Below are 21,912 nucleotides of genomic sequence, written 5' to 3' on the forward strand. Positions count from 1 at the left end.
CAGCCACAGAGCCAAAAACAACGATGGACGTCATTCAGACCCTGCGCTGCTTCGTCGCCGTGGCCCAGAGCGGCAGCTTCACCGCCGCGGCCGATGTACTCGACACCACCACGACCAACGTGTCCAAAGCCGTCTCCAGCCTCGAAGCCCGGTTGCACACGCGCCTGATCAACCGCACCACCCGCCGCCTCGCCCTGACCGAAGCCGGTGTGCGTTATTTGCAGCGCGCCGAAAAAATCCTCGATGACCTGCGCGAAGCCGATGAAGAAGCCGGCACCGCCCAGACCTTGCCAGTCGGGCGTCTGAAGATCCACGCCATGGCCGCCATCGGCAACCACTACGTGATCAATGCAATCGCCCGCTACCGCGAGATTCACCCGACGGTGATGTTCGACCTGACCCTGAGCAATCGTCTGCCCGATCTGCTCGAAGAAAGCTACGACATGTCGATCGTCCTCGCCCGCGACCTACCCGATTCCGGCTTCGTCGCGCAACGCCTGGGCACTACTTACAGCATCCTCTGCGCCTCACCGGCGTACCTGGCCAAACGCGGCCACCCTGCCACACCCGTCGACCTCGCCGCGCACGACTGCCTGCGCATCGTCAACACGGTGATGCCTGCAGAAAACTGGGTGTTCGAAGGGCCTCACGGCATGGAAACCCAGAATATCCCCGACTCGCCCTTCCACATCAACACCGCCGACGGCATGGCCACGGCAATCAGAAATGGCATGGGCATCGGCATTCAGCCGCTGGCATCCGCCGTCGAAGGATTGGTCGGAGGCACACTGGTGCGGGTACTGCCGCAGTACCGCCTGGAGGAATACAACCTGTTCGCGATCTACCCGTCGCGCAAATTCGTCGACGCCAAAATCAAGACCTGGGTGGAGTTCCTGAAAACCGCCATCCCGCAACTGCTGGCATCGGATGAAGACATGGCCGGCGCCAAGGAGCTTGCCAACGCTTAGTGCCGCAGACCTGGAGTGTCGACCCTCCAGCGCCGGCATCGACCATCAACCGTTGGAACAACCGCTACCCATCACCTGGTATTGCACGACATGCCGCGCACCGGTCGAGTCTTCATAAGTCATCTGCACCGGCACCGCGCCGCATTGATTGGCCGCTTCGGAGATCGACACCACATGGGCGATGTCTGCTTGAGCGGCGGCGTTGTACGCCTCGACTTGCGCGGTTTCATCCGCCGCAAAGGCTTGCGCGCCGATACCACCGAGGACCAGAAGAAGAGCGAGTTTTGCAAGTTTCATGATGTTCACCGTCTCGTGGGGAACCGTGTTTGTTCACGGAGTGGAGACGATGTTAGGGGGTGAAGCGCACGGCAAAAATCGGTCGGCTGGACAAACACTGTGTCCAGAATGGTGATGAATAAACCCACACACCGTGGATGCCCTTTTCGCGAGCAGGCTCACTCCTACAGGTTTGGTGCGCGCCACAACATTCGTGAGCACTGCAAAATCCACTGTAGGAGTGAGCCTGCTCGCGATAGCGTAAGACCAGCCAGGAAGAAACCCGCGCCTACCGCAGCCACCAACCCCACCGCCCGCTTCGACAGATCCCCAGACAAAAACCACTCCAGTGGTAAAGGATTTAGCGAAACGTCGCACCGCCCCGATGAACTGCAAAGCGGCTCCGCTTGCCCCCCTTGCCAAACCATCCATTCACAAAAAGCACAGCTCCAAAAATCTTCGCGTTTAACCCTTTCCCCCGCATTCGTTTAAAAACACTCGCCGTTACGTCATCCCAGGCTACAACGCCTTGCGCCATTGCCTACGACTACGCCAGAATCCGCCGGCTTGTGCGTCTAGGGTGCGGGTTCTATCGTGGGTCGGTCGCTGAAAAGCAGCGATCGGGTTTGGTAGCCCGGCTTACCTGTCGCATAGCAATCCTATTTGCAGGGACGGTTTCGTCCGCTGTTTTTATGGTGGCCATGCGTAGGGCATCTTCGGATGCGCCGGGTATCCAGGTGACCGGTCTACCAACCTGCGTTTGGCCACCACCCTTCGTTTGGTAGCGAAGGTGATGGCTCCACTTTATTCATCCTGGAGCTTCATCTATGTTCAAAGTAACGCCCAATCCGCCCGAAACCGAAACGGTCTCACCCTACGAATCCCCCGATTCCAGAAAACTCAGCGAAGCCGCCGAACGCGCCCTCGACCACTACCTGAACCCCGCCAGCCAAATCATGGCCACGCCCTACACACCCAACGCCATGTTCCTCGCCAATCCCGAGATCGCGACCGAGGAATTGCTGGCAAACGCCAGTGAATCGCTGGGTTCGGCAACGGTGATGTTGGGGGATGTGGCCGCGCAGTTGGAGGGGCCGATTCGTAAGACGCTGCTGGGCATTGCGCAGGTGGTGATGCTGGGGGAACTGGCGGTGAATCAGGCGTTGGATAATGTTGTGCCGACGGCATAACGAACGCTCCCTCCTTGGCGCTCTATTGTGAGGATCAAGGAGGGATCTGTCAGAAACCGCCATGCATCGATTCGTCTGCTTTCGGCCAAGAGTGTGTAAAAAACAGAGGGTGCAGCCAGCCAACGGCAGTGAGCCAAGAATCTCGCTGCGGGATCTACTGAAAAAATTCGTAAGGGAGGCTGGCGGTATACGTGGGTCCGGCCAAATGCCGGCCTAAAAATCGTTTAGTCGAACTTCACATCTGGTGCGAGTTCTGGATACTCGATCTTCATGTCTTCAAGGATTTTTCGCATCAGTTTCGCATCCCCCGGTAAACGTCTGGATAAAGTATTCCACCCTGAGAACTTCAAGTGTATGGGCATTTCAACAAGTCCCGTAATTGCGTCCCAGAAAGCATCCCAATTACAGCCGTACCAGCCTGGGAATCCGAGTGCATCCATCAAGATGGAATGGAGTTCGTCAGAACTCGTCACCTCACTCAAGTCAATCTTTACAACCTGTAAACGGGCCATCGTCAGCACCAAAAAAATTGTTCGCCAGTAATAGGGGTAACTGAAGTCGGCCTCTGTCAGGGAGCCTATGCTGCTATACACCTTTGCTATGATTTTCCGAGGTATTTAACTCAGGAATCGTCAATGAAGCGCTTCATCCAAGGCGAACATCGCGGCTTTTCATCAGCCTGTAAAACTCCTCCAGCGCTTCGCGAAACTCCCCAAGGGAAAAACTGACAGGGCGACTCTCGGCGTCCCATCGAGTGGTAATACCGACTTCCAGGCCGTCGGACACGCTCACCCCAAAACGTCGCCAATGCAGAGTCTCTCCGTCAATCACCTGTTCGGTCATCAGCACAAAGCAATCGAAGTCCATGTCATCGCCACAGACCAGCAGCGGAACCGGCGTCGATGTGCCGTCCTCTGCAGGCTCGAAACGCCGTTTGGCGAGCGCGTCTTCTTCCTCGTCCAGCAGCCACATCAATGAAAGACCGTGGAGTTCCAGATTCGGGTATTCGAGGTGACAGTTCAGCCACTCCTCGATAGGTACGCCGTCGATAAACAACCAGGCACAAGGGCTACGGCTAAATTTCGCATGATGGTAAGCGGCATGGATGCGGTGATCCATAGGAATTCCATTTAACGATAGAGGATCAAGGGAGCACCGGGCGGGAAAGCGCTGAAGTCCGCGTGAGTCGCCTTCGACGCTCGCTGAAGGGTAACGGTACGGTAAACAGATCGTACCAATGCGGACGAAAAAGGGGATGAATTTGATTTCTAGACTCAAAACGTCCGCTCTATCCGATAGCGGACGCTTACCTAAGTCTGCTTTCGGCCAAAAGCTGCCACTCAACGCGACTCGATAATTCCAACCCGAACATGCATCATCGGGCTCGCCACGATCACGTCGCGGCATCGAAGCCATAAGTGCAGAACCTGCCGCCTGCACGAATTAGCATTTTGAAATGGAAGTCATCTCATGTTCGAGCGTAACAAACTGGTTCCGGAGTTAATGGTCACCAACCTGGATAGCAGCCTAGCTTTTTGGGTTTCTTGCTTAGGGTTTAAAATAGCTTATCAACGCCCGGAAGACGGATTTGCATACCTTGATTTGAATGGTGCTCAAGTGATGCTTGAGCAGATTGATTCGGACGCGGGACAATGGCTTGCTGCGCCGTTGATTAAGCCGTTTGGAAGGGGCATCAACCTACAGATTGATGTTGAGGCTGTCGCACCCATCATCCAAAAACTTGATCTGGCTGGATTTGCACTCTATCGAGAATGCAAAGACACCTGGTATCGGGCTGATAATGTAGAAGTAGGCCAGCGCGAATTCATCGTCCAGGATCCCGACGGTTATCTCGTAAGGTTGGTAGAGCGGTTGGGGGAGAGACCGGATTGCTCAATCTGAAACTGAGCAAAGCCTACCGTCAGCTTTGTGCCGGTGCAGCCCTTCACGACAGACAGCAATCGGCCAAGATCCGCCAGTCGACGTCTCTTAAAGAAGCGCTAAGCAAGGTAAATTTCGCGATGAAAAGCTGGATAGCTAATACGAAAATTAATGCACTGTTAGGGGCTAGCTCTCAAAAATTTGATGGCGTGAAGGTTAGGCGGATCCTTATAGAATACTGCGACAGGTATCAAAAGATTTATCCTTTTGAAATTCTGGAAGAGCCACTTGAGTTTCTGAAAAACAATGTAGATTCAGGTAGTAAATATAGGGAGATGCGAGCGCTGCTTAGGGTTGCCGCTGAAGAATACTGCATTAGTTTAAACGAGATAGCCGATGCTCTTCTTGACCTGATAGACATTCGTGTCCTTACTACGGACCAAGCAAAAAAAATTATTAACCACGTTTTCGAAGCTTTTTCCTGCAATGAAAGCCCCGAAGATTTCATCCCAAGAGAGGATGCCTATTTGTGCAAAAATCTATTTGCGATTACCTCCGGCTAGCAAATGGTTGAAACCTCTAGCCTTGCTCACAATGACGGGCCCGATTGATGTGACTAGATATTCGCCTTGGGACATTTTTGGGACTTTGATGACTGGCCGCTTTTGGCCGATAACTGCCACTCACAAACGACCGACTTCGTAAACGCTCGCCCAATGCTGGTAAACCGAAAAATTTAATGGGATGAAAAATGATTTGTCCGAGATGCGATGAGCAAGGCGTGGTACTTAAAGCCGAAGTGCGTACAACGGGAGAAATTTTGCACGTGTGCGATGAGTGCGAAGCCACTTGGTTCAATATTGAAGCCATTGGCAGGGACGCTTTCGTTGATTTTTCTATTTACATGGAAGAAATTGGGTTGCCGCCACTGTGGAGTTCAATTTATGTTCTTGACTCAACTGAATTTTTTAGTGAAAAGTCATTGAAGTATTTGACTTCAGTAGGTTCCATAAAGATCGAGTGAGTTAAGCCTTCCTATATCGGTATACTGGTCGTGCGGCAGTACGCTCAGTCGTTTTCCCAATAGCAAACGGGCGTGTTACAGATCTTGCTGAAGACGTGGAGTGGTGGCTAGACAGCAGGTACCTGATCTAGAAGGGAGAGGGAGAGGCAAATACTACATAAACACCATTCCGTCCGCTTTTGGCCGGCAGCAGTCATTCGGAACGGGCGCCTTTCGGTCCAGAGTGTGTAAAAACTCCAAAGCCAGATCGGATGATTAAAAATCGCCCCAAAACGCGCATTGCCGCATCTGTCCGGCATCAGTAGGATTTGGTCATCGCTGAAATAAATGGATGTGTATATGGAAAGCATGCCGAGATTGGAAATTGAGCGCGTTGCGTACCAAGAGTTTTTATCTCTTTGGGAACGTGGAACATTCGATAATCAGCGCTTGGGCCAAGCGTTCTATAACCATTTTCGACTTCATCATCTGAGCGACCAAACGCGCCTGTTCGATCTCTATGAAGCTGACGGAGACAAGGCCATGACCGCGATCTCCCGCCTGTTTCAAATCAGATAACTCCGACCTCCTCTTTTGCAAAATCAGCGCTCGATCTGATTTTTGATTACATCAATGGTTTTCGGTCAATGAATCAATATCGCGGCTTCATCTACCTGACATTACTTCTCTGCGCTGGCTGTGTAAAAACAGCCAACATCCCGCCCGCAGACCTTACCTTGTCTTCCTTTGAATTAGGCCCGAATAATCTTTTTGCTGTGAAATTCACTTCAACAGTGGACTTGCCCAATGCCTTCAACGACTACGAAAGCGCCAATCAGCTTACACCGACATTGATCTGCTCGTTAGACGGCGATATGGATTTTTCGTCCGAGCATTCAATCAATGTAAAGACTGAAGGTCTGGTGAATGCGAGCAGCCAAACCAGACCAAATTACACTTTCACTTCAGAACTTGTTTTTTACAATACAAGACCCGATGGGACGCAACTCGATCTGAATGATTACGAAGCCGTCCGACCGCTTCTAGCCAATAAAGCTTTCATACCCTGCAAGGTACGCATTACGGCGTACGGATACAAAGTCTATTACACAAAGTCATTGATCATTCCAACCACGAAAATGACAGAGCTGATGTTTAAAAAACCTTAGTGTTTTTAGATAGCACCGAAGCAAGGAATAACCTGAAGTAACTGCTCGCGAAAGCGCCAGCTCAGCCAACAAACTACCCGAGACCACCGCCAGCAACCAGACAACACAACACCCATGGCGAAAGGTTTAGCGAAACATCGCACCGTCCCGAGGGTCCGCGAATCGGCCTCAATTTCCAAATACCTACTCCAGCCCAAGCCCCGCACGCCCCAGCGAATTCAGACTCTCCACACCAAAACGCTCCACCCACGACCGCTCATAATCCTCACGCGGAAAATCATCCGGCGAAGCCCCCTGCTCAAACGCTCTGAACACATCCCGCGCATAGCGCAGATTCTTCGGACACATCGGCGTTGCCGGCACGTACATCACGTTGCCCCAGCCCTGCTGGTTCTGCACTGGCGCGACGCTATGGATCACATCGCAATGCCACCACACCGAATCGCCGGCCTGCACATCCGGAATCGGACTTAGCCCCTCCACCAATAGCGGATGCCAGTGCGCCGACACAGGCAGCACCTTGCCCGGCGCCACTCCACACAATTCGTCATCTGGCACATCATCGAGCAGCGGCCGCAGCAGCAGGTAGGCCATCGCCTTGGGGATCGGCAAGGTGTGCAGCACGCCTTGATCAGCCTGCATATCCGACAGCGCAGTCCAGCCCTGAAACGTGCGAAACGCCGAGCACTTGACCGTGTCCCTGTAGGCGTATTCATCCACCTCGGTACGAAACGCCGCATCCCACGGGTCGTAGGCCGCAAAGTCGTTGCTGTAGATTTTGTCGAAGACTTTCAGATACGCCGGATGCAGCCAGCGCTCCAGCGCCCCGGAATCGGTGTGCGGCCCAAGGCCTTTTGAGTGTGTGCCCGGCGGACGCCGGCGCACCCGATCCGGATACAGCGCGTTGATGTCAGGATTGAACCAGTCCTGACCGTGCGAATGCGTCTTCCACAATCGATTGAGAAACGCCTGCGCCGTGCCCATCCGCTGATCCTGGCGCAGCTGCATCTGCGACGCCGACCAGTAGATCGGAAAAATCTCCGGCCGCGACGCCTCCAGATTGCCGAAAAACTGGTCGAGCGGCCCACGGTAAACCGCATCGAACCGGTTCCTGTCGAGGTAATCCAGCAAGCCCTGGTCCCACTGCAGCACCTGCTCGCGGGGGAAGTGATTGCGGATCACCACGCAACCCCGACGCTTGATCAAGGCCAAACGCTCGGCAGTCACTTTACCGGCGGCGATCTCAGCGAACTCCAGCACCGGCCAACCGGAACCCGTCTGCGCTTCCTGCTGTTTGATCGACGCAATCTCGCCGGCAATAAACTCACTGACCTCGGCAAACAGCCCCTGCACATCGCCAATCTGCGCGCGCAAGGTGCGTTTCATTTTGACGATACTGTCGCGGTAATTCTCCGGAAGCGTTGCGCTCTCGAATGCCTGGTATTTGCTCATCGTGGGACCTGCAGACCTTGTTGTGGGTGCAGGTATGGAAGCATTTTCGACTTCGGCGGCGGCAGCCTGATTTGCCGCGTCGAGTAATACGATTGTGGCGTTGTAGCGGCGCGCTGCTTACTGAAAGTGATGACCGTGCTGACGACGAAACTCCGAAGGGGTCAGCCCCTTCAGAGCCTTGAACTGGCGATTGAACAGCGCCAGCGACGAATAACCCACTTCCTCGGCGATCAGCGAAACTGTCGTATGCCCTTGCATCAACAACGCACAGGCGTGTCCGACTCTCAGGCGCACGATGTAGTCCAGCGCCGTGCAGTGCGTATGACGGCGGAACATCCGATGGAATGCCGACACACTGACGCACGCCATCTCAGCCAACGCCGGAACGCTGATGGCCTGGGTGTAGTGACCGTGAACGTAATCGAGAACCCGATGGATACGCGGGTCTTCGGCAATCTGGCTGCCAACCGGCGAGACCGGCGCCGACAGGATTCGCCTAGCATCAACGTCCCGCGTCAGTTTGTTCAACACCATTAGCAACGCGATCAAACGCTCGGACGGCTCCTGCTCGACCATCGCCTCGATCAGCGGGCGAATCTCCCGCGACGCTGCCGCACCGAAACTCAACGCCTGCTGCGCCGCCGCGAGCAATTGCCGTAGCGAACCCAGCTCCGGAAACAACGTCACCAGCGACTCCGCCCACGCCGCCGAAAACCAGATCACCAACGCCACATGCGGTTGACCAGGGTCGACCCGCTCCGCCGACGACCAGCTATGCGGCACATTCGGCCCAACCAGAATCAGATCGCCGTCATCGTAAGGCGCGACGTCATTGCCGATGTACCGATGGCCAAGGCTGTTCAATGTCAGCGTCAGCTCGTACTCGGGATGGTGATGCCATTCAAACGGAATCGCCTCTGGCAGGCGCCGGTTAAGCAGCGTCCAGGAGACAGTGGCTTCGGTGGGGATTTTCTCGAAACTGGGTTTCATGGTGACCGATTCTGCTCTGTGGCGTGAGTGGCACGCCACGATCGTATCACCGGAATAGAAACCCTCAAGGCGCGAATGGGTCGAGAAAGAGCTGGCTGCTCTCAACTACTTCGAGCTGGACACATGCTCTTTTGATAGCTCGCGTTGCATCCAGTACTACTCGAAGAAAGGAGCTTGCTGCGTTGGCGAGCAGTCAATGACCAACACAAAACCCTGTGGGAGCCAGCCTGCTGGCGATAGCGGAACATCAGGCAACAGAAACCGCGCATGTGCCATGGTTACAGCTGTCAGCCCTGCTCCGCATCAACCCGGCAATTCCAGATCATCCAACGCCCGGTTCACCGCCAACTCCCCGAGCATGATCAATTGAGCAATCCCCGCCAGCGCGTGACGCTGTGACACCGGCAACAGGCTGGCGACGTTCTGCGCGAGGGTTTTGGCCGAAGCGAGTGTTTCACTGGCATCGACCAGCAGCTCTTCGGTTTTGTTGTCCGCCGTCACGGCATACATCCCGCGTTTTTTACGTGGCAGCGGCGTGGAACCGGGCGGACAGAGATAATGGTCGAGCGCGCGGTCGGCGGCTTCGTGGAGTTTTCTGGAATCGATGGATTCGTAGGGGGAGATTGAGTCGGTTTCGGGCGGGTTCGGTGTTGGTTTTTTCATGGTGAAGCTCCTTGAGAAATGGAGCCGTCAGTCATCGCTGCTAAACGAAGAGGTGGCGGCTTTACGCGGGTTAGCAGACCAGGCTCAAGGATCCCGGCGCACCGAAGTGCCCCACGCAAAGCCACCATAACGTCATGGCGAAACCTGCGTGCCTTGAAAATTGGCGAGCTGCTAAACCCGATCACTGAACATTCAGCGACCGAACTACAATAGAACCCACCCCCAAGGCGCACAAGCCGGCGGATTCTGGCGTAGCTGTAGGCAATGGCGCAAGGATGTGTAGCCTGGGAGAGTGTCTGCAGATGTATATTAAACGTTGGCGTTTATCGACCTTCAATCTGTCGCCTTCCCCCTAAGGCAGATCCCTACAAAAACGGACCCGTTTTCTTAAAAATAAACTCGTTCCCATTTACGCATCAGGTTTTCCATGTTCAACAGAAGCGATTTTGATCAACTCTCTAAGGAAGAAATGACTTATTGGAGCGCGCGCAGTGGTTGTCGCGGTCTCTATTACGTCACCTATCCAGCAGTCGCCTTTCAATACCCCGACTCTGAAGAGACCATTCGCATAACCCGCGCGCCCAAACAGCAAAGGGAAAACGGATTGAAATTCTGGCTTCATGCCGAATGCGTAGATTGGCACCCAGAAAGAGAAAGCTACTTCTCGGGCTACGTTTCCGACGCCAGGTTTGAGGCAATTTCGGAAGCGGTTTTTAATCAGATGGTCGCGGATCAGGCACGGGACTTGATCGCTCCGATCAAACAACCGCTGCATGAGCCGAACGGTTTCATCGGCGCGTTGTTGATGTATTCAATGAAAACGGAGTTCATCGTTTCACTGTTCGCGGAATATGAAGATGAGTACATCCATTTCTATTGGGACACTACTTCATGAGCGGTAGCCAAGGACCGAAAGCGGATTAAGTCGAACTCCAGACTGTCGCCAAGAAGCGGCCGTTGCGAACGCCTCCTGATGCCTGGCAGCAACCTGTCCCCTTTTTTGTTCAGGCTTTCATCAGCCTGTAAAACTCCTCCAGCGCTTCGCGAAACTCCCCAAGGGAAAAACTGACAGGGCGACTCTCGGCGTCCCATCGAGTGGTAATACCGACTTCCAGGCCGTCGGACACGCTCACCCCAAAACGTCGCCAATGCAGAATCTCTCCGTCAATCACCTGTTCGGTCATCAGCACAAAGCAATCGAAGTCCATGTCATCGCCACAGACCAGCAGCGGAACCGGCGTCGATGTGCCGTCCTCTGCAGGCTCGAAACGCCGTTTGGCGAGCGCGTCTTCTTCCTCGTCCAGCAGCCACATCAATGAAAGACCGTGGAGTTCCAGACTCGGGTATTCGAGGTGACAGTTCAGCCACTCCTCGATAGGTACGCCGTCGATAAACAACCAGGCACAAGGGCTACGGCTAAATTTCGCTTGATGGTAAGCGGCATGGATGCGGTGATGCATAGGAATTCCATTTAACGATAGAGGATCAAGGGAACGCCGGGCGGGAAAGCGCTGAAGTCCGCGTGAGTCGCCGAACACGTTATCGACAAGTTCGACGCTCGCTGAAGGGTAACGGCACGGTAAACAGATCGTACCAATGCGGACGAAAAAGGGGATGAATTTGATTTCTCGACTCAAAACGTCCGCTCTTTCCGATAGCGGACGCCCAAGGCTAACTTTTTTCAACCCAAAGCGGACATCATCATGTTCCAGTATTATTGTGCCGATGCTCGGACTGCTCATAGGTAGGTTGATGTATGGCCAGAAGCGTTAGGCTTCAACAGAAACTTCATTCAAAGTATCTCGTTGAGGTAGCGGGAGAGGTGGTGCTTGATGACTGCCTTGTTGAAAAGCTATGGGCGCTCAACAGAGGTGACAGGTTTGAGTTGAATTCACGCTCCTTCAGTTTTGGACCTGTTCAAAAATACCGCTTGGAATACGTGATAACGAGAGGACCGATTTCTGGGCATTGGCTTTACAAAGAATTTGACCCAAAGGAACTGACATTATTTTTTACGGCAAAAGACTTTGCCGGCATTTGCCATGGCTGGACCTTGTTTGACGAGTGACCACTTAGCGTTAGCTTTCTGGGAGGCAGCTTCTGGCCGATTTCAGCCTGTCTCGACCGGCTGAAACCGCCCCGAAACAGTCAACTTTGATGGTTGGAGACGAGCAGAGGATTGGGGTCGGAAAAAATGCTGGTTGCCGGCATTCTACCAGCGAAAAAACCTTCAAAAACCAGCTGCATTCTTTCACGAAGATCGTAAACCTCCTTACTTTTGAGGTTTTCAATCCTGAAGCTGTCTCGACGATCTAAGTGGCAGCCCAATAACAGAAAGGTGTAACTGAATATGCGGAAAATCCGCCTAGAGAGCTCTTGGGAGGGGCTTTTGCCCATTGCGAGTTGATATAGCGCCCACTCCAGCATCCAGTAGTCATCGTGAGCCCAGATTGATTCTTCGTGTAATCGCCCTATAAACGAATAGTCGTCGTATTCCTCGCAGTCAGAAGAATTTCTAGCGATTACAGAATGAGCATCCATCGAGGTAAATCCCTTCTCATATGTCTTGGCAGCTTCGCAGGGTAGCGAGAGTGCTCTCTAAAAGCGAATAGCCTAACCACTAGCCTTCTACTATTTCCTGGCACTAAAGAAGCGTTCTCAGCGACAGCTTTTGGCCGAAAGCTGCCACTCATTGAATGCGGCTTACGATCAACAATGGAGTCTCAGCTTCAGTGATTCACACCTAAACGCCGCATAGAAGTTCGCGCCTCACCTGGAGAGCAATTGCTGCGAAGCCCTTTCCAGTGCCGCGCTTTCGGGACGCGTAGTCCTGATTAGCAGAAACATCCTCCCATTGACTCACCGATTCCACGTACCTATGAGTGCTATCGGTATCAATTTCAAACTCTATGAACCGCTCTGCGTGAGTGAGCAAAAGACCATAAAGGCGTGGCATTCCGGGAAAGTCAACTTCAAGGTCGAGTACGACGGTTTCTGACCATCTAACGCCTTTCGACTCGCCATAGTTTTTTAAGGCGAGAGGGACCCCTCTGGCCAGCCAAGCTTTGGCGGTTACCATGAGTGTATGGGCCACAAGAGCATTTTGCTCTTGCACGTTCAGTTGCCTTTTTTTTAATAGACAGTCAATGTCCACTTCCATCTCCACTAAAGTAGCCGCTTCCAGGATGGCGATCTGTTAAACACGCAACGACTCAGTCGATTCACATCTCCACGCTATCACCCGATCCTGCGGGGAGTAGCGAGGTTCCGATGTGGTTACCGAACGAAGACTTTCGACCCAAAGCTGACGGTGGCGACAGACAAAAATCGGCCAGAAGCGGACATCGGCAAGCGACCGCTGTTGGCCAGAAGCGGTCAGTCAGAAATCGTCAGAATGCGGTTAAGAACATGAAGACTCAGCTCGATAATCGCTGTGCGTCAGTGCCAGTCTCTAAAACAGTGCATGCATTGACGCGCACGCCAAGTCCTCAACTGCCCTCCGCAGAATGAGCAGTGGGCAAGCTTTTGCTCGCACAGGGGTTTCATCCGATGGTGGAAATACTCCCAGACAACATCCGGATCAATATTTTCTCGGCGGACTATTTCATCTACTACTGCCTGATGACCCTTTTCGTGGAATACCCCGATGATCGCTAGCGTTTCAATTGATGGACAGTAAGCAGTAATTGACTCGCCGCATCGATTACAAACGCGTTGACCATAGCCAGTAATCATAAATTCGTTTCAGTCCCTGGAACTGGAGATGACCTTTTTACTAGATGCTCAGTGCACTGACAACGTCTATGAAGGGTCGTTTTCGGCCGGTCGCGACAGGCAGCAACCGGCCATTATCTGCCTGTCACGACTGACCAAAATCGACCCGCAGCAGCCTTTCATCAACGGCTGGAAACGGCGACCGGGTTCCTGAGAGAGACCGTCAAATCACGAAACGGTTTTCGCCATCTCAGAGGTGGCCGCCCAGCCCAGTCCTTCATACACCGGCTTGCCGGCCTTGGTCGCGTGTAGCACGGCAAAACTCATTCCGCGCTGGGCAAACTCGGCTTCAGCCAACTTCATCAGGGCTGAAGCCAGGCCTCGGCGCCAGTAAGCGGGTTCGACGAAAACGTTTAGCACATAGCCGCGCTGGTCTAAGGTCGGATGGGACGGATGAGGTGGCCAGTCAATATTCATCAGACCTATCGCCGCCACAGGCTGCCCTGTGTCCAGCAGCGCAAAACCGTAGTAGCAGCCATCGGATAGGCGTTGGTGCAACCAGGGCCGGAAGTGCTCAGTCATCACCCGCAACTCCGACGGGTCTCCTCCCGCCTCAAGGAACATCGTTTCGCGGCGCACACAAATGATCTCACGGTCATTTGGCTCTAGCCGACGGGCCGTCAAGCCTGAAAAGTTGATGTTGTCGGGAATCTCTTTCATCGTATGCACTTGGATGGAGTGGCCGATGCTAGTACCGAAATCGAGAGGCTATTGCCTGTCGCTGTTATGCAATCTGTTGGTAAGCGAATTTTCCGACCGTCGTCAGGCTGGCCCAGGTGCACACCGGTTCACGTCGCGAGCGCACTGCCAGCAAACGTAGGGGTTCACAAAGTCGTAAACCCCGTATTCCATTTTAATTTACCATTCGCAGGCGGTCCGTTCCGGCGCCGCTCAGCCCACGCCTGCACTCCGAATTTTAAATGGAAGGATCCCCGCCTCATGTCCAATACTTTATTCCGCACACTCGCCTTGTCCAGCCTGTTAATCCTCGCCAGCTGCACCACTGCAACGCCAACCGTATCGACGCCTGTCACCTCCAAGGCCATCGAAGCCTTCGTCGACATCTGTCTGAAGACCGCCCCCTCATTCGCCGGCTCTGCTGAAGCGGCCAAGCGGTTCGGCATCAACGACCTCCAGGACATGGGCTTCACGCGCATCGGTTTCACCGCAGACAAAAACCTCGCCGTGCAACTTTCCGAAAAGGAATGCGTCGTTACCACTCCGAAGCAACCCGACGACAGCCTGACCCGCCAACTGCTAAGTGCTGCGCAGACTTACTCGCAAACGCCGGTATCAGATCGTGTGCCATCGAAGGTGCGTATCCAGGACAACAACTTTATTCTTCAGCATGACCGCAACGGCGGTGAAGCGTATGTGCTAATGCGGAACAAGTAACTAGCACTTTACCCCGCGTACGAAAAAAGCCCGCAAAGTGGGCTTTTTTTGTGTCGGCAATTTAACGTAAATACAATCTATCTACCTGCAGCTCGAGGCCGCAATCGACCCAAAACTGGCATCAGGCGATGGATGCTCTTGGCCAATAGTCGTGATTAAGCAACCAGCGTAATCTTTCGGCCTTCTCGCACAATTGAGGCAAGCAACAGATGACGGAACAGCTTTGCGTTGTATTCATTCCGGCGCTTTCGGTGGTTTTGCAAAGCGCCGAAACGAACAAAGGCTCCCCACTTACAGAGTCCGAGGCACTCTAAATCCGTGATCACGCGAAGTGTGTTGCAGTTCATTCGATGTCGCCCTGGATATGGAGAGCGAACGTGATTTCCGGGATTTAGTTGCCGAGGACTGCTGGAATGAATGGCAGCGACTAAGGCTCTCAATGAAGAAATGCCCCCCCTGAATTGCACCAATACTCAGTCATAAGATGCAGTCTTCACCTGCCCATTGCTGCCGAAATGAGAGGCAGCTATTGGACTAAAGGGGACCTATCTCCAGTGATTCCCCTCCGTCACAAACCTGTCACCCCCAACCTGCTAACCTCCCCTCCGCCTTCCTGATTCCCTTACCCAAGAGCCCCCCAACCCAAGGTGCCCCCCCAAGGTGTCCCCAAGCCCCCGCCAAAAAATCATCCTCCGCTCCGAAAACCTCCACTCCGAAGACTTCGGCGCCCTCTTCTCCCGGCTCTTCGGCAATCGCTACGCCGACTCTCCGCCACTCCCCTCCAACATCATCATCGGCGGCGTCTACGGCAGACACGACGGCGTCAGTTTCCGGCGCATGCATTACCACGGCGATTTCACCGTCACCTTCCCCGACCCGCAGGCTGAGATCACGTTTGTGATCCCCACGGCCGGCAAGATTGTGTTCAACCACCGCACCGAGTCCGTCGGCGTGGCCCAAGTGGGGTTGGCGATTGATAAGGCGGATATCCGTTCGATGCGGTTTCTCGACAATCATGCGCAGCACGGGATTTCTGTGAATCGTGGGCAGCTGACGGAGCGGTTGGCGGCGTTGTTGGGGCGACCGATTGTGCAGAAGATTGTGTTTGAGCCGGTGGTGGATCTGCACACGGCGGCGTTTCAGGGGATCAAGGCGTTGATTGATCTGGCGACGGGGACGGAGTTTGATCTGTTGCTCAACAGCGGCACGCTGATGCCCTCGCGGTTGCGTGAAATGTTGATTGATGCGGTGCTGGAGGCGTGGCCGCACAATTTTACCGAGGCGTTGCGCCAGCCCGCGCCGAGGGTGGCGCCGCGGCATGTGAAGTTGGCGGTGGAGTTTATTCAGGCGCATCCGGAGCAGTTGGTGAGCGGCGTGGAGTTGGCGCGGTTGAGCAATGTCAGTCAGCGCGCATTGCAGGATGGGTTTCGGCGGTTTGTCGGGATGTCGATTGTGGCGTATCAGCGGCAGGTGCGATTGGAGCGGGCTTTCGAGGCGCTGGGGCAGCGGCATTCGGCGTCGGTGACGGAGGTGGCGCTGCGCTTTGGCTTCAGTAATGTCGGGCGGTTTTGTCAGTATTTTCAGCAGGCGTATGGGGTGAGTCCGGCGGATTTGCGCTCGGGCGCGCGCCCGCGACGCTGACAGGCGTAGGCGTCAGGAGTATTGATCTGCGGCAAGATCGGTCGATGGCGCCAGCGCTAATCTGTGGTCGCTGATTAACAGCCGTGCAGCCGCACGTCACGGGCCGTGGGCCAAGGTGGCGTCAAATGAACAAAAAACGCATTGTCTGGGGGAGCATTCTCCTGGGCCTTCCGTGTGTCTTGCTTCCAGTACTTTTGATGGGTTACGTCGCCTGGGTGTTGAACCTGGCAGCGGCGCAGCAACGTCTCGAATCGCTGGCCAGCGTGGCGTCCAGCCGCGCCAACAATACTTTCCAAGAAGCCGCCGGAGTGCTGAAGAGCGTCGCCGCGTCGAGCCTTGCGCCGTGCACGCCGGAGAGCATCGACGAGATGCGTCTACTGACGATCAACACGTTTGCGGTGAAGTCGATCGGCTATGTCGAGGAAGAGGTGTATGCCTGTGGCTCTTGGGGGCCGGTGGGCCATCGGGTGACGCCGTGGAAGGAAGATTTTGTCACCGCTGACGGGGTGCGCGTGTCGCTCGGCGTGCAGGCGCGGATCGTGCCGGCCAAGCCGATGATGGCGCTGCAGTATGCGGCGTTCAATGTGCTGGTCGACCCTGAGCAGTTTTTGCAGGTGTTGGTTGAGGACGATGTGCATTTGATGGTCGGCACCGCTGCCGGGCAACTGGTCGGCGTGTCGCGGCCGGGGGCGGAGCGCTTCATGAGTCGGGTGCACCTGGGCCCCGCTTCGGCGCTGGAGGACGGTTATCTGTATACGTTGGTGCACAGCGGTGACTGGGTGGCGATTGCGGCGGTGTCGCGTCATGAGTTGCTGCAAGGTCTGGTGCGCCGGGAGATGCTGTTGCTGCCGATCGGCGGGTTGATTGCCGGGATGCTTGCGCTGGTGATTGTGCGGCGTACGCGCAAGCGGTTGTCGCCACTGGCCGAGCTGGAACTGGCGGTGCGTAATCGTGAGTTCATCGTGCACTATCAGCCGATCATTGATTTGAGCGATGGCGCCTGTGTCGGGGCCGAAGCGCTGGTGCGCTGGCGGCATCCGGACGGCAGCCTGGTGCGGCCCGATCTGTTCATTCCGCTGGCTGAGCAGAGTGGGCTGATTCTGCCGATCACTGATCAGGTGATCGATCACGTCATGCAGGATCTCGGGCCGCTGCTGGTGAAAGAACGCAGCCTGCATGTGGCGATCAATCTGGCGGCGGCGGATATCAGCAGCGGGCGTTTCCTGCCACGGCTCAAGTCGGCCATGAGCAAGGCTGATGTGTGGCCGAGCCAGATCTGGCTGGAGGCCACGGAGCGCGGTTTTGTGCAGATCGAATCGGCGCGGCAGACAGTGAATCAGGCACGCGAATTGGGGCATCTGGCGGCCATCGATGATTTCGGCACCGGGTTTTCCAGCCTGCAGCATTTGCAGCAGCTGCCGCTGGATGTGTTGAAGATCGATAAGTCGTTTGTCGACACTATCGGGCGTGATCCGGAGGCGAGTTCGGTGACCGCGCACATCATCGACATGGCCAAGAGTTTGCGCTTGAAGCTGGTGGCTGAAGGGATTGAGACGGAGGCGCAGCTGGATTATTTGCGCAGTCGTGGCGTGGATTTCGGGCAGGGGTGGTTGTTTGCGAAGCCGATGCCTGCAGGGGAGTTTGTGGGGTTTGTTGGGGAGCGGTATGGGGGGATTGCGGAACTGAATGGTCAGGTCGGCGAGCTGGTTGGGTGTGTTTGACAAGGCTTGTTTTCAGGGCCGCTTCGCGGCCCAGCGGGAGCAAGCTCCCTCGCCACAGGTTCGGGGGGCACCTTCTGTTTTTGGGGTGCCTTGAGGATTGAGGTCATCCCTGACTTGTTAGTCCTCCCCTTCTTTAGAACGCGTAACTGGCCTTCAGGCTGCCAGTGAAACCGTGGCTGTCACCACCGCCGCTGGCACCGACTTCCGCGCCGACGCTGACGGCGCCGAGGCTGGCCATCAGGTTGACGCCGCCGCTGAACTGGTCGCGGTTGTCGAAGGCGGCGCGCTGTTCGATGTCGAGGCCCAGCAGATGGCTCTGGCTGTTGACGTCGTTGTTGCCCAGGGTGCGTTCGTAGCCGACTTGTACGCCCGGCACCAGTTGCCAGGCGCCCATCGTGACCGGGGCGAACGCCACGTTGAGGTTGGCGACGGCGCTGCGGCGGGTGGCGGTGTTGTCGTCGACGTCGAGGGACAGTTCGCTGCCCTTCTCTTTGAAGCCTTCGAGGTCTAGGTGGCTGAGGCGCAGGCCGAGGCTTGGTTCGAGGATCATGCCGTTGACCGGTGCGCGGTAACCCAGCGCCAGCGTCGCGCCGGTGAGGTTGCCGTGGGTGTCGCCCTTGGCGGTGCCGAGGCCGCCGCCCAGTTCGCGCTTGCTGTCGTAATCGACGTAGCCGGCGCTGGCGTTGGCGTCGACGAACAAGCCGCGTTCCAGGCTGGTGAAGCCGTAGCGCGCGCCGAGGTTGAAGAAGGTGAAGTCGGTATCGGCCTCGCCACCCGCGCCGCCGACGGTGCCTTTGCTGTAGCCGAAACCGCCGCGCGCGCTGAGTTGTTCGGAGAAGCGCTGGGTGATGCCGACCATCAGGCCCTGGCTGTGTTCGTTGCTGCTCTCGGCGTGGGACGAGCCGTCGGTGCCGAGGTATCCGGCGAGCGCTGTGGTCCACAACCGGTATTGGCCGACTTTCAGATCGGTGCCGCTGGCGTAAGGCGCGGCGGCTTGCTCGATCAGCGCATTCTGCCGCAGCAGGTAGCTGGCGGCGTCAGCGTGAACCTGACCGCCGACCTGGGATTCAACACCGCCGAGAGTGCCGGCGTCGATCGCCGATTGCAGGTAGTAGTTGTAGGCGCTGTAGGTGCCGGACAGGCTGGTGTTCTGCAACTCGCGCAACAATTCGGCACCGGCAGCGGCGTTGCCAATCAACCCGGCCTGACCCGGCAGACTGTTGTACTCAACCAGTTTGCCGCGCAGCACGTAGATAGTTGCCTGCGACAGACCGAGGCCTTGTTTGAGGTAGTTGTCCATGCTGCCGTATTCGGCGGTGACTTCATCGAGCCCGGCCTGCAGATAGCTTGCCTGCACGCCGAGCAACGGCGCGTAGACCGAGGCCATGCTTGGCGGCATTGCTTTAAGAGTCGCGGCGACGCGGGCGGCAGTGTAGTCATTGGTCGCCAGATAGTTGGCCATGATGGTCGCGTTATCGACCCCGGCGATGCTCTGCAACACAGCGGCGGTCCAGCCGGTGCGGTCCTTGCCGGCGGTGCAGTGGAACAGCTGCGCACCGTCGGTGGTGGCCAGTTCGTTGAACAGCTTGCCGAACTGACCGCGCATCCCGGCGTCGCTGACGAAGGCACGGTTGGTCTGTTCCATCATGGCAATGGCGTCGGCCGCGCTTTTGAACGACACGGTGGTGATGTTCGCACCCGAGGTGGTGCTGCCGATGATGTCGATGTTCTGGTAGGTCGCGCCGGTCAGCATCGTGTCCGGCGTGGCGGCGATTTCGCTCGGGGTGCGCAGGTCGTAGACGGCTTTGATGCCCAGGCTGTTGAGCGTCGCCAGATCCGCCGCCGACGGCGTGATCGCGTTGGAACGGTAGAACACGCCGCCACGCATCGTGCCGTCATGGGCCGTGGTATAGGCGGTGGTGAGGCCGGCGACGTCACGGAAGTTGTCGATGCTTTTCAGGCGCGGCGTGTCGAGCGCGACGGGCTCGGCAGCGTGGGCAGCGGCGATGGACAGGCTCAGAACGGACAGCGAACACACAAGACGTTGGAACACAGTGCAGCCTCATTGGAATTAGCGTTGGGCTGGCTACTATCTGCAATCAACTGATACTGAATATGACAGAACGACTGCGCACGCAAATGCCTGCGCGATTGGGCCGTGGGCTGCGTTTTTTGTCCGTATCTGCCGGAGAGCCACTGTAGGAGTGAGCCTGCTCGCGATAGCGGTGTGTCAGACAACGTAAATGTCAGAGATATACCGCTATCGCGAGCAGGCTCACTCCTACAGGGTTCGGTGATGAATGTGGAGTTTTCGGTTGAAGGAGATTCCGTCCATAATCCCTCCCCCCAAATGGACTGACACAGGAAATGTGAAATGGACACCACTCAATGGCTCGGTTTATTCGAGCGCGCCTTTCGCGGGATGGAAAAGAATCTTGAGCAAGTGCTGCAACTCAACAGTTGCCGCGAGCATTGGATTCAGGCACAGATCAGTCTGCAAGCCTGGTTCGAAGATGAGGTCGAGATCTGGACGGATCTGCCGATAGGCGACCGACGCAAGGCAGACCTGTACTCATTGGACGACAACGGCGCGGCAAGGATGGTCGCCGAAATCAAATGTCTGGGCGATGTCTCGCAGGCCAAGTGCCTGGAAGGCGATTGGTCGGTGCGGGCCGATGTTGACCGGTTGCGCTCTTTCGAATGTCCGACCCGCCTGTTCGTCCTGGTCATCGCCAAAGGCGAGCGCGAAACCAATACCGGACGGCGCCTTCGCGAAGATGAATGGGTGGATGGCCAGACATGCGTCAGTGTGGATCTGAAATTTGCACTGGTCCGGATGTGGGCTTTGTAAGTCGAGTTCTTCATCCACTTCTGCACGCGACGTGGGCCGACATCGCGGCTCGCTCGGGAGCCGTTGCTCAACATCGAAGTGATTTGCTCAGACCGACTTGAGCATCGTCGCCGGGTTGAGCATCGGCAATCAGACATAACGGGACTGACTCCCCCGAGCTGGTCTTCTGTTGTGAATCACGAATGTGAAGCCTGGACGCAGCCGATCCTTCAGCTCGACACCACGAGTCTCTCCGTGGATCAGGCGGTAGAGATCATTGTGGGAACTGGCCTGCTGGCGATTGGGGCGAGCCTGCCAAAGTGATGGCGACTGACACGGCCCTATCGCTGGCAAGCCAGCTCCCATAGTTTTTTGCGGTGAGCTCAGGATTGGCGGCTGCCAGAGATTCAAAGTGGGAGCTAGCCTGCTAGCGATTTCGGTGCATGACAATCTCCAGCTCCTCGCCCGATTCCGGCACCTGAAAGTAGCTGGAGATCAAATCAAACTCTGCATCCGACGCCGCAAACTCATGTTCGGCCAGCGCGTTGCGTGCATGCAGCCGGGTGCGGCAAGTATCGTCATCCACCGCGAGATAGTGCAGGCAGTGCGGCACTTTTGCAGTATCCGCCAGCCCTCGCAGCCACTGCCGATCCGCCACGGTATTGGCCGGAAAATCCAGCACCACACTCACCCCGGCCGTCAGCACATCGATCACCAACGGCCCCAGCACCCCACGAATCTGCCGCGCACATCGAACGTAATCCGCCACGGATTTGATCTGCTCCGGATACAGCCGCGACAACCACTGATCTTCACTGAGCACAAGCGCGCCGTGCTGCTCAGCCAGTGATTGGGCCAGTGTGGATTTGCCCGAGGCGATCTTGCCGCACATCAGGTGTAGTGTGGGTGCACGCATTGGGGACGCTTCCTTATGTCGATTGCTGGATAATGCCCAACGC

General features: G+C 56.0%; 24 protein-coding genes. 13 read left to right on the forward strand and 11 right to left on the reverse strand.

The genetic code is table 11. The features are described from left to right. Positions 1-23 precede the first annotated feature (23 nt). Positions 24-968, forward strand: coding sequence for a LysR family transcriptional regulator (locus LCH64_RS24065; protein WP_226501493.1), 945 nt, complete (start codon positions 24-26; stop codon positions 966-968). Positions 969-1,013: 45 nt separating this feature from the next. On the opposite strand, the gene LCH64_RS24070 is transcribed toward LCH64_RS24065, so the two are convergent. Then, positions 1,014-1,265, reverse strand: coding sequence for a DUF2790 domain-containing protein (locus tag LCH64_RS24070; RefSeq protein ID WP_226501494.1), 252 nt, complete (start codon positions 1,263-1,265; stop codon positions 1,014-1,016). Between the two features lie 806 nt (positions 1,266-2,071). Between LCH64_RS24070 and LCH64_RS24075 the strand changes: the two genes are divergently transcribed. Then, positions 2,072-2,434 (forward strand): DUF6124 family protein, encoded by a 363-nt coding sequence (locus LCH64_RS24075; RefSeq protein ID WP_226501495.1) that lies wholly within the window; start codon positions 2,072-2,074, stop codon positions 2,432-2,434. A gap of 224 nt (positions 2,435-2,658) precedes the next feature. Here the strand turns inward: LCH64_RS24075 and LCH64_RS24080 are convergent, their stop codons facing one another. Then, entirely contained in the window at positions 2,659-2,946 is a 288-nt protein-coding gene (locus LCH64_RS24080) for a barstar family protein (RefSeq protein ID WP_226501496.1), read from the reverse strand. Positions 2,947-3,079: 133 nt separating this feature from the next. Beyond that, positions 3,080-3,553, reverse strand: a complete 474-nt coding sequence (locus tag LCH64_RS24085) for a hypothetical protein (protein WP_226501497.1) — start codon at positions 3,551-3,553, stop codon at positions 3,080-3,082. 351 nt (positions 3,554-3,904) lie between these two features. On the opposite strand from LCH64_RS24085, the gene LCH64_RS24090 reads away from it, so the two are divergent. From LCH64_RS24090 to LCH64_RS24110, 5 genes are all read left to right on the forward strand, one after another. Next, on the forward strand, positions 3,905-4,336 hold the full coding sequence (locus LCH64_RS24090) for a VOC family protein (RefSeq protein WP_226501498.1): 432 nt from the start codon (positions 3,905-3,907) through the stop codon (positions 4,334-4,336). Continuing rightward, a complete protein-coding gene (locus LCH64_RS24095) occupies positions 4,324-4,878 on the forward strand; it encodes a hypothetical protein (RefSeq protein ID WP_226501499.1) in 555 nt (184 codons plus the stop codon). Before LCH64_RS24090 ends, LCH64_RS24095 begins: the two co-directional genes overlap by 13 nt. 218 nt (positions 4,879-5,096) lie before the next feature. Then, the gene (locus tag LCH64_RS24100; RefSeq protein ID WP_226501500.1) at positions 5,097-5,339 is read left to right on the forward strand and encodes a hypothetical protein; all 243 of its coding nucleotides are present in this window, start codon (positions 5,097-5,099) and stop codon (positions 5,337-5,339) included. Positions 5,340-5,678: 339 nt separating this feature from the next. Beyond that, positions 5,679-5,897 carry a hypothetical protein gene (locus LCH64_RS24105; protein WP_226501501.1) on the forward strand — a complete coding sequence of 73 codons (219 nt, stop codon included), beginning with the start codon at positions 5,679-5,681 and terminating at the stop codon, positions 5,895-5,897. Positions 5,898-5,965: 68 nt separating this feature from the next. Beyond that, on the forward strand, positions 5,966-6,487 hold the full coding sequence (locus LCH64_RS24110) for a hypothetical protein (RefSeq protein WP_226501502.1): 522 nt from the start codon (positions 5,966-5,968) through the stop codon (positions 6,485-6,487). Between the two features lie 183 nt (positions 6,488-6,670). On the opposite strand, the gene LCH64_RS24115 is transcribed toward LCH64_RS24110, so the two are convergent. The 3 genes from LCH64_RS24115 to LCH64_RS24125 all read right to left on the reverse strand — a co-directional run bounded on the left by LCH64_RS24115 (position 6,671) and on the right by LCH64_RS24125 (position 9,592). Then, on the reverse strand, positions 6,671-7,939 hold the full coding sequence (locus LCH64_RS24115; protein WP_226501503.1) for a YbiU family protein: 1,269 nt from the start codon (positions 7,937-7,939) through the stop codon (positions 6,671-6,673). Positions 7,940-8,056: 117 nt separating this feature from the next. Continuing rightward, positions 8,057-8,929: an AraC family transcriptional regulator gene (locus LCH64_RS24120; protein ID WP_226501504.1), complete on the reverse strand. Its 873-nt coding sequence runs from the start codon at positions 8,927-8,929 to the stop codon at positions 8,057-8,059. A gap of 303 nt (positions 8,930-9,232) precedes the next feature. Next, positions 9,233-9,592 (reverse strand): hypothetical protein, encoded by a 360-nt coding sequence (locus LCH64_RS24125; protein WP_226501505.1) that lies wholly within the window; start codon positions 9,590-9,592, stop codon positions 9,233-9,235. 427 nt (positions 9,593-10,019) lie between these two features. Here LCH64_RS24125 and LCH64_RS24130 point away from each other — a divergent pair, with 427 nt between their 5' ends. Next, complete coding sequence (locus LCH64_RS24130) at positions 10,020-10,487, forward strand: hypothetical protein (protein WP_226501506.1); 468 nt, start codon at positions 10,020-10,022, stop codon at positions 10,485-10,487. A 109-nt stretch (positions 10,488-10,596) separates the two neighbouring features. On the opposite strand, the gene LCH64_RS24135 is transcribed toward LCH64_RS24130, so the two are convergent. Further along, positions 10,597-11,229, reverse strand: coding sequence for a hypothetical protein (locus LCH64_RS24135; protein WP_226501507.1), 633 nt, complete (start codon positions 11,227-11,229; stop codon positions 10,597-10,599). A 119-nt stretch (positions 11,230-11,348) separates the two neighbouring features. On the opposite strand from LCH64_RS24135, the gene LCH64_RS24140 reads away from it, so the two are divergent. Beyond that, a complete protein-coding gene (locus LCH64_RS24140; protein WP_045122409.1) occupies positions 11,349-11,660 on the forward strand; it encodes a hypothetical protein in 312 nt (103 codons plus the stop codon). Between the two features lie 80 nt (positions 11,661-11,740). On the opposite strand, the gene LCH64_RS24145 is transcribed toward LCH64_RS24140, so the two are convergent. Both LCH64_RS24145 and LCH64_RS24150 read right to left on the reverse strand, forming a co-directional pair. Further along, complete coding sequence (locus LCH64_RS24145) at positions 11,741-12,133, reverse strand: Imm41 family immunity protein (RefSeq protein WP_226501508.1); 393 nt, start codon at positions 12,131-12,133, stop codon at positions 11,741-11,743. 1,401 nt (positions 12,134-13,534) lie between these two features. Continuing rightward, positions 13,535-14,026 (reverse strand): GNAT family N-acetyltransferase, encoded by a 492-nt coding sequence (locus tag LCH64_RS24150; protein ID WP_226501509.1) that lies wholly within the window; start codon positions 14,024-14,026, stop codon positions 13,535-13,537. Between the two features lie 279 nt (positions 14,027-14,305). Here LCH64_RS24150 and LCH64_RS24155 point away from each other — a divergent pair, with 279 nt between their 5' ends. The 3 genes from LCH64_RS24155 to LCH64_RS24170 all read left to right on the forward strand — a co-directional run bounded on the left by LCH64_RS24155 (position 14,306) and on the right by LCH64_RS24170 (position 18,123). Continuing rightward, positions 14,306-14,761 (forward strand): hypothetical protein, encoded by a 456-nt coding sequence (locus LCH64_RS24155; protein WP_226501510.1) that lies wholly within the window; start codon positions 14,306-14,308, stop codon positions 14,759-14,761. Between the two features lie 660 nt (positions 14,762-15,421). Continuing rightward, entirely contained in the window at positions 15,422-16,402 is a 981-nt protein-coding gene (locus LCH64_RS24165) for an AraC family transcriptional regulator (protein WP_226501511.1), read from the forward strand. A 197-nt stretch (positions 16,403-16,599) separates the two neighbouring features. Continuing rightward, positions 16,600-18,123, forward strand: coding sequence for an EAL domain-containing protein (locus tag LCH64_RS24170; RefSeq protein WP_226501512.1), 1,524 nt, complete (start codon positions 16,600-16,602; stop codon positions 18,121-18,123). A gap of 133 nt (positions 18,124-18,256) precedes the next feature. On the opposite strand, the gene LCH64_RS24175 is transcribed toward LCH64_RS24170, so the two are convergent. Continuing rightward, positions 18,257-20,176, reverse strand: a complete 1,920-nt coding sequence (locus tag LCH64_RS24175) for a tyrosine-protein phosphatase (RefSeq protein WP_226501513.1) — start codon at positions 20,174-20,176, stop codon at positions 18,257-18,259. A 321-nt stretch (positions 20,177-20,497) separates the two neighbouring features. Here LCH64_RS24175 and LCH64_RS24180 point away from each other — a divergent pair, with 321 nt between their 5' ends. After that, positions 20,498-20,974, forward strand: a complete 477-nt coding sequence (locus LCH64_RS24180; protein WP_003224343.1) for a hypothetical protein — start codon at positions 20,498-20,500, stop codon at positions 20,972-20,974. Positions 20,975-21,380: 406 nt separating this feature from the next. Here LCH64_RS24180 and LCH64_RS24185 read toward each other — a convergent pair whose 3' ends face one another. Next, a complete protein-coding gene (locus tag LCH64_RS24185) occupies positions 21,381-21,869 on the reverse strand; it encodes an ATP-binding protein (RefSeq protein ID WP_226501514.1) in 489 nt (162 codons plus the stop codon). Between the last annotated feature and the right edge of the window lie 43 nt (positions 21,870-21,912).

It is taken from the genome of Pseudomonas sp. MWU16-30322 (assembly GCF_020515535.1).
GTDB classification, from domain to species: Bacteria; Pseudomonadota; Gammaproteobacteria; order Pseudomonadales; family Pseudomonadaceae; genus Aquipseudomonas; species Aquipseudomonas fluorescens_H.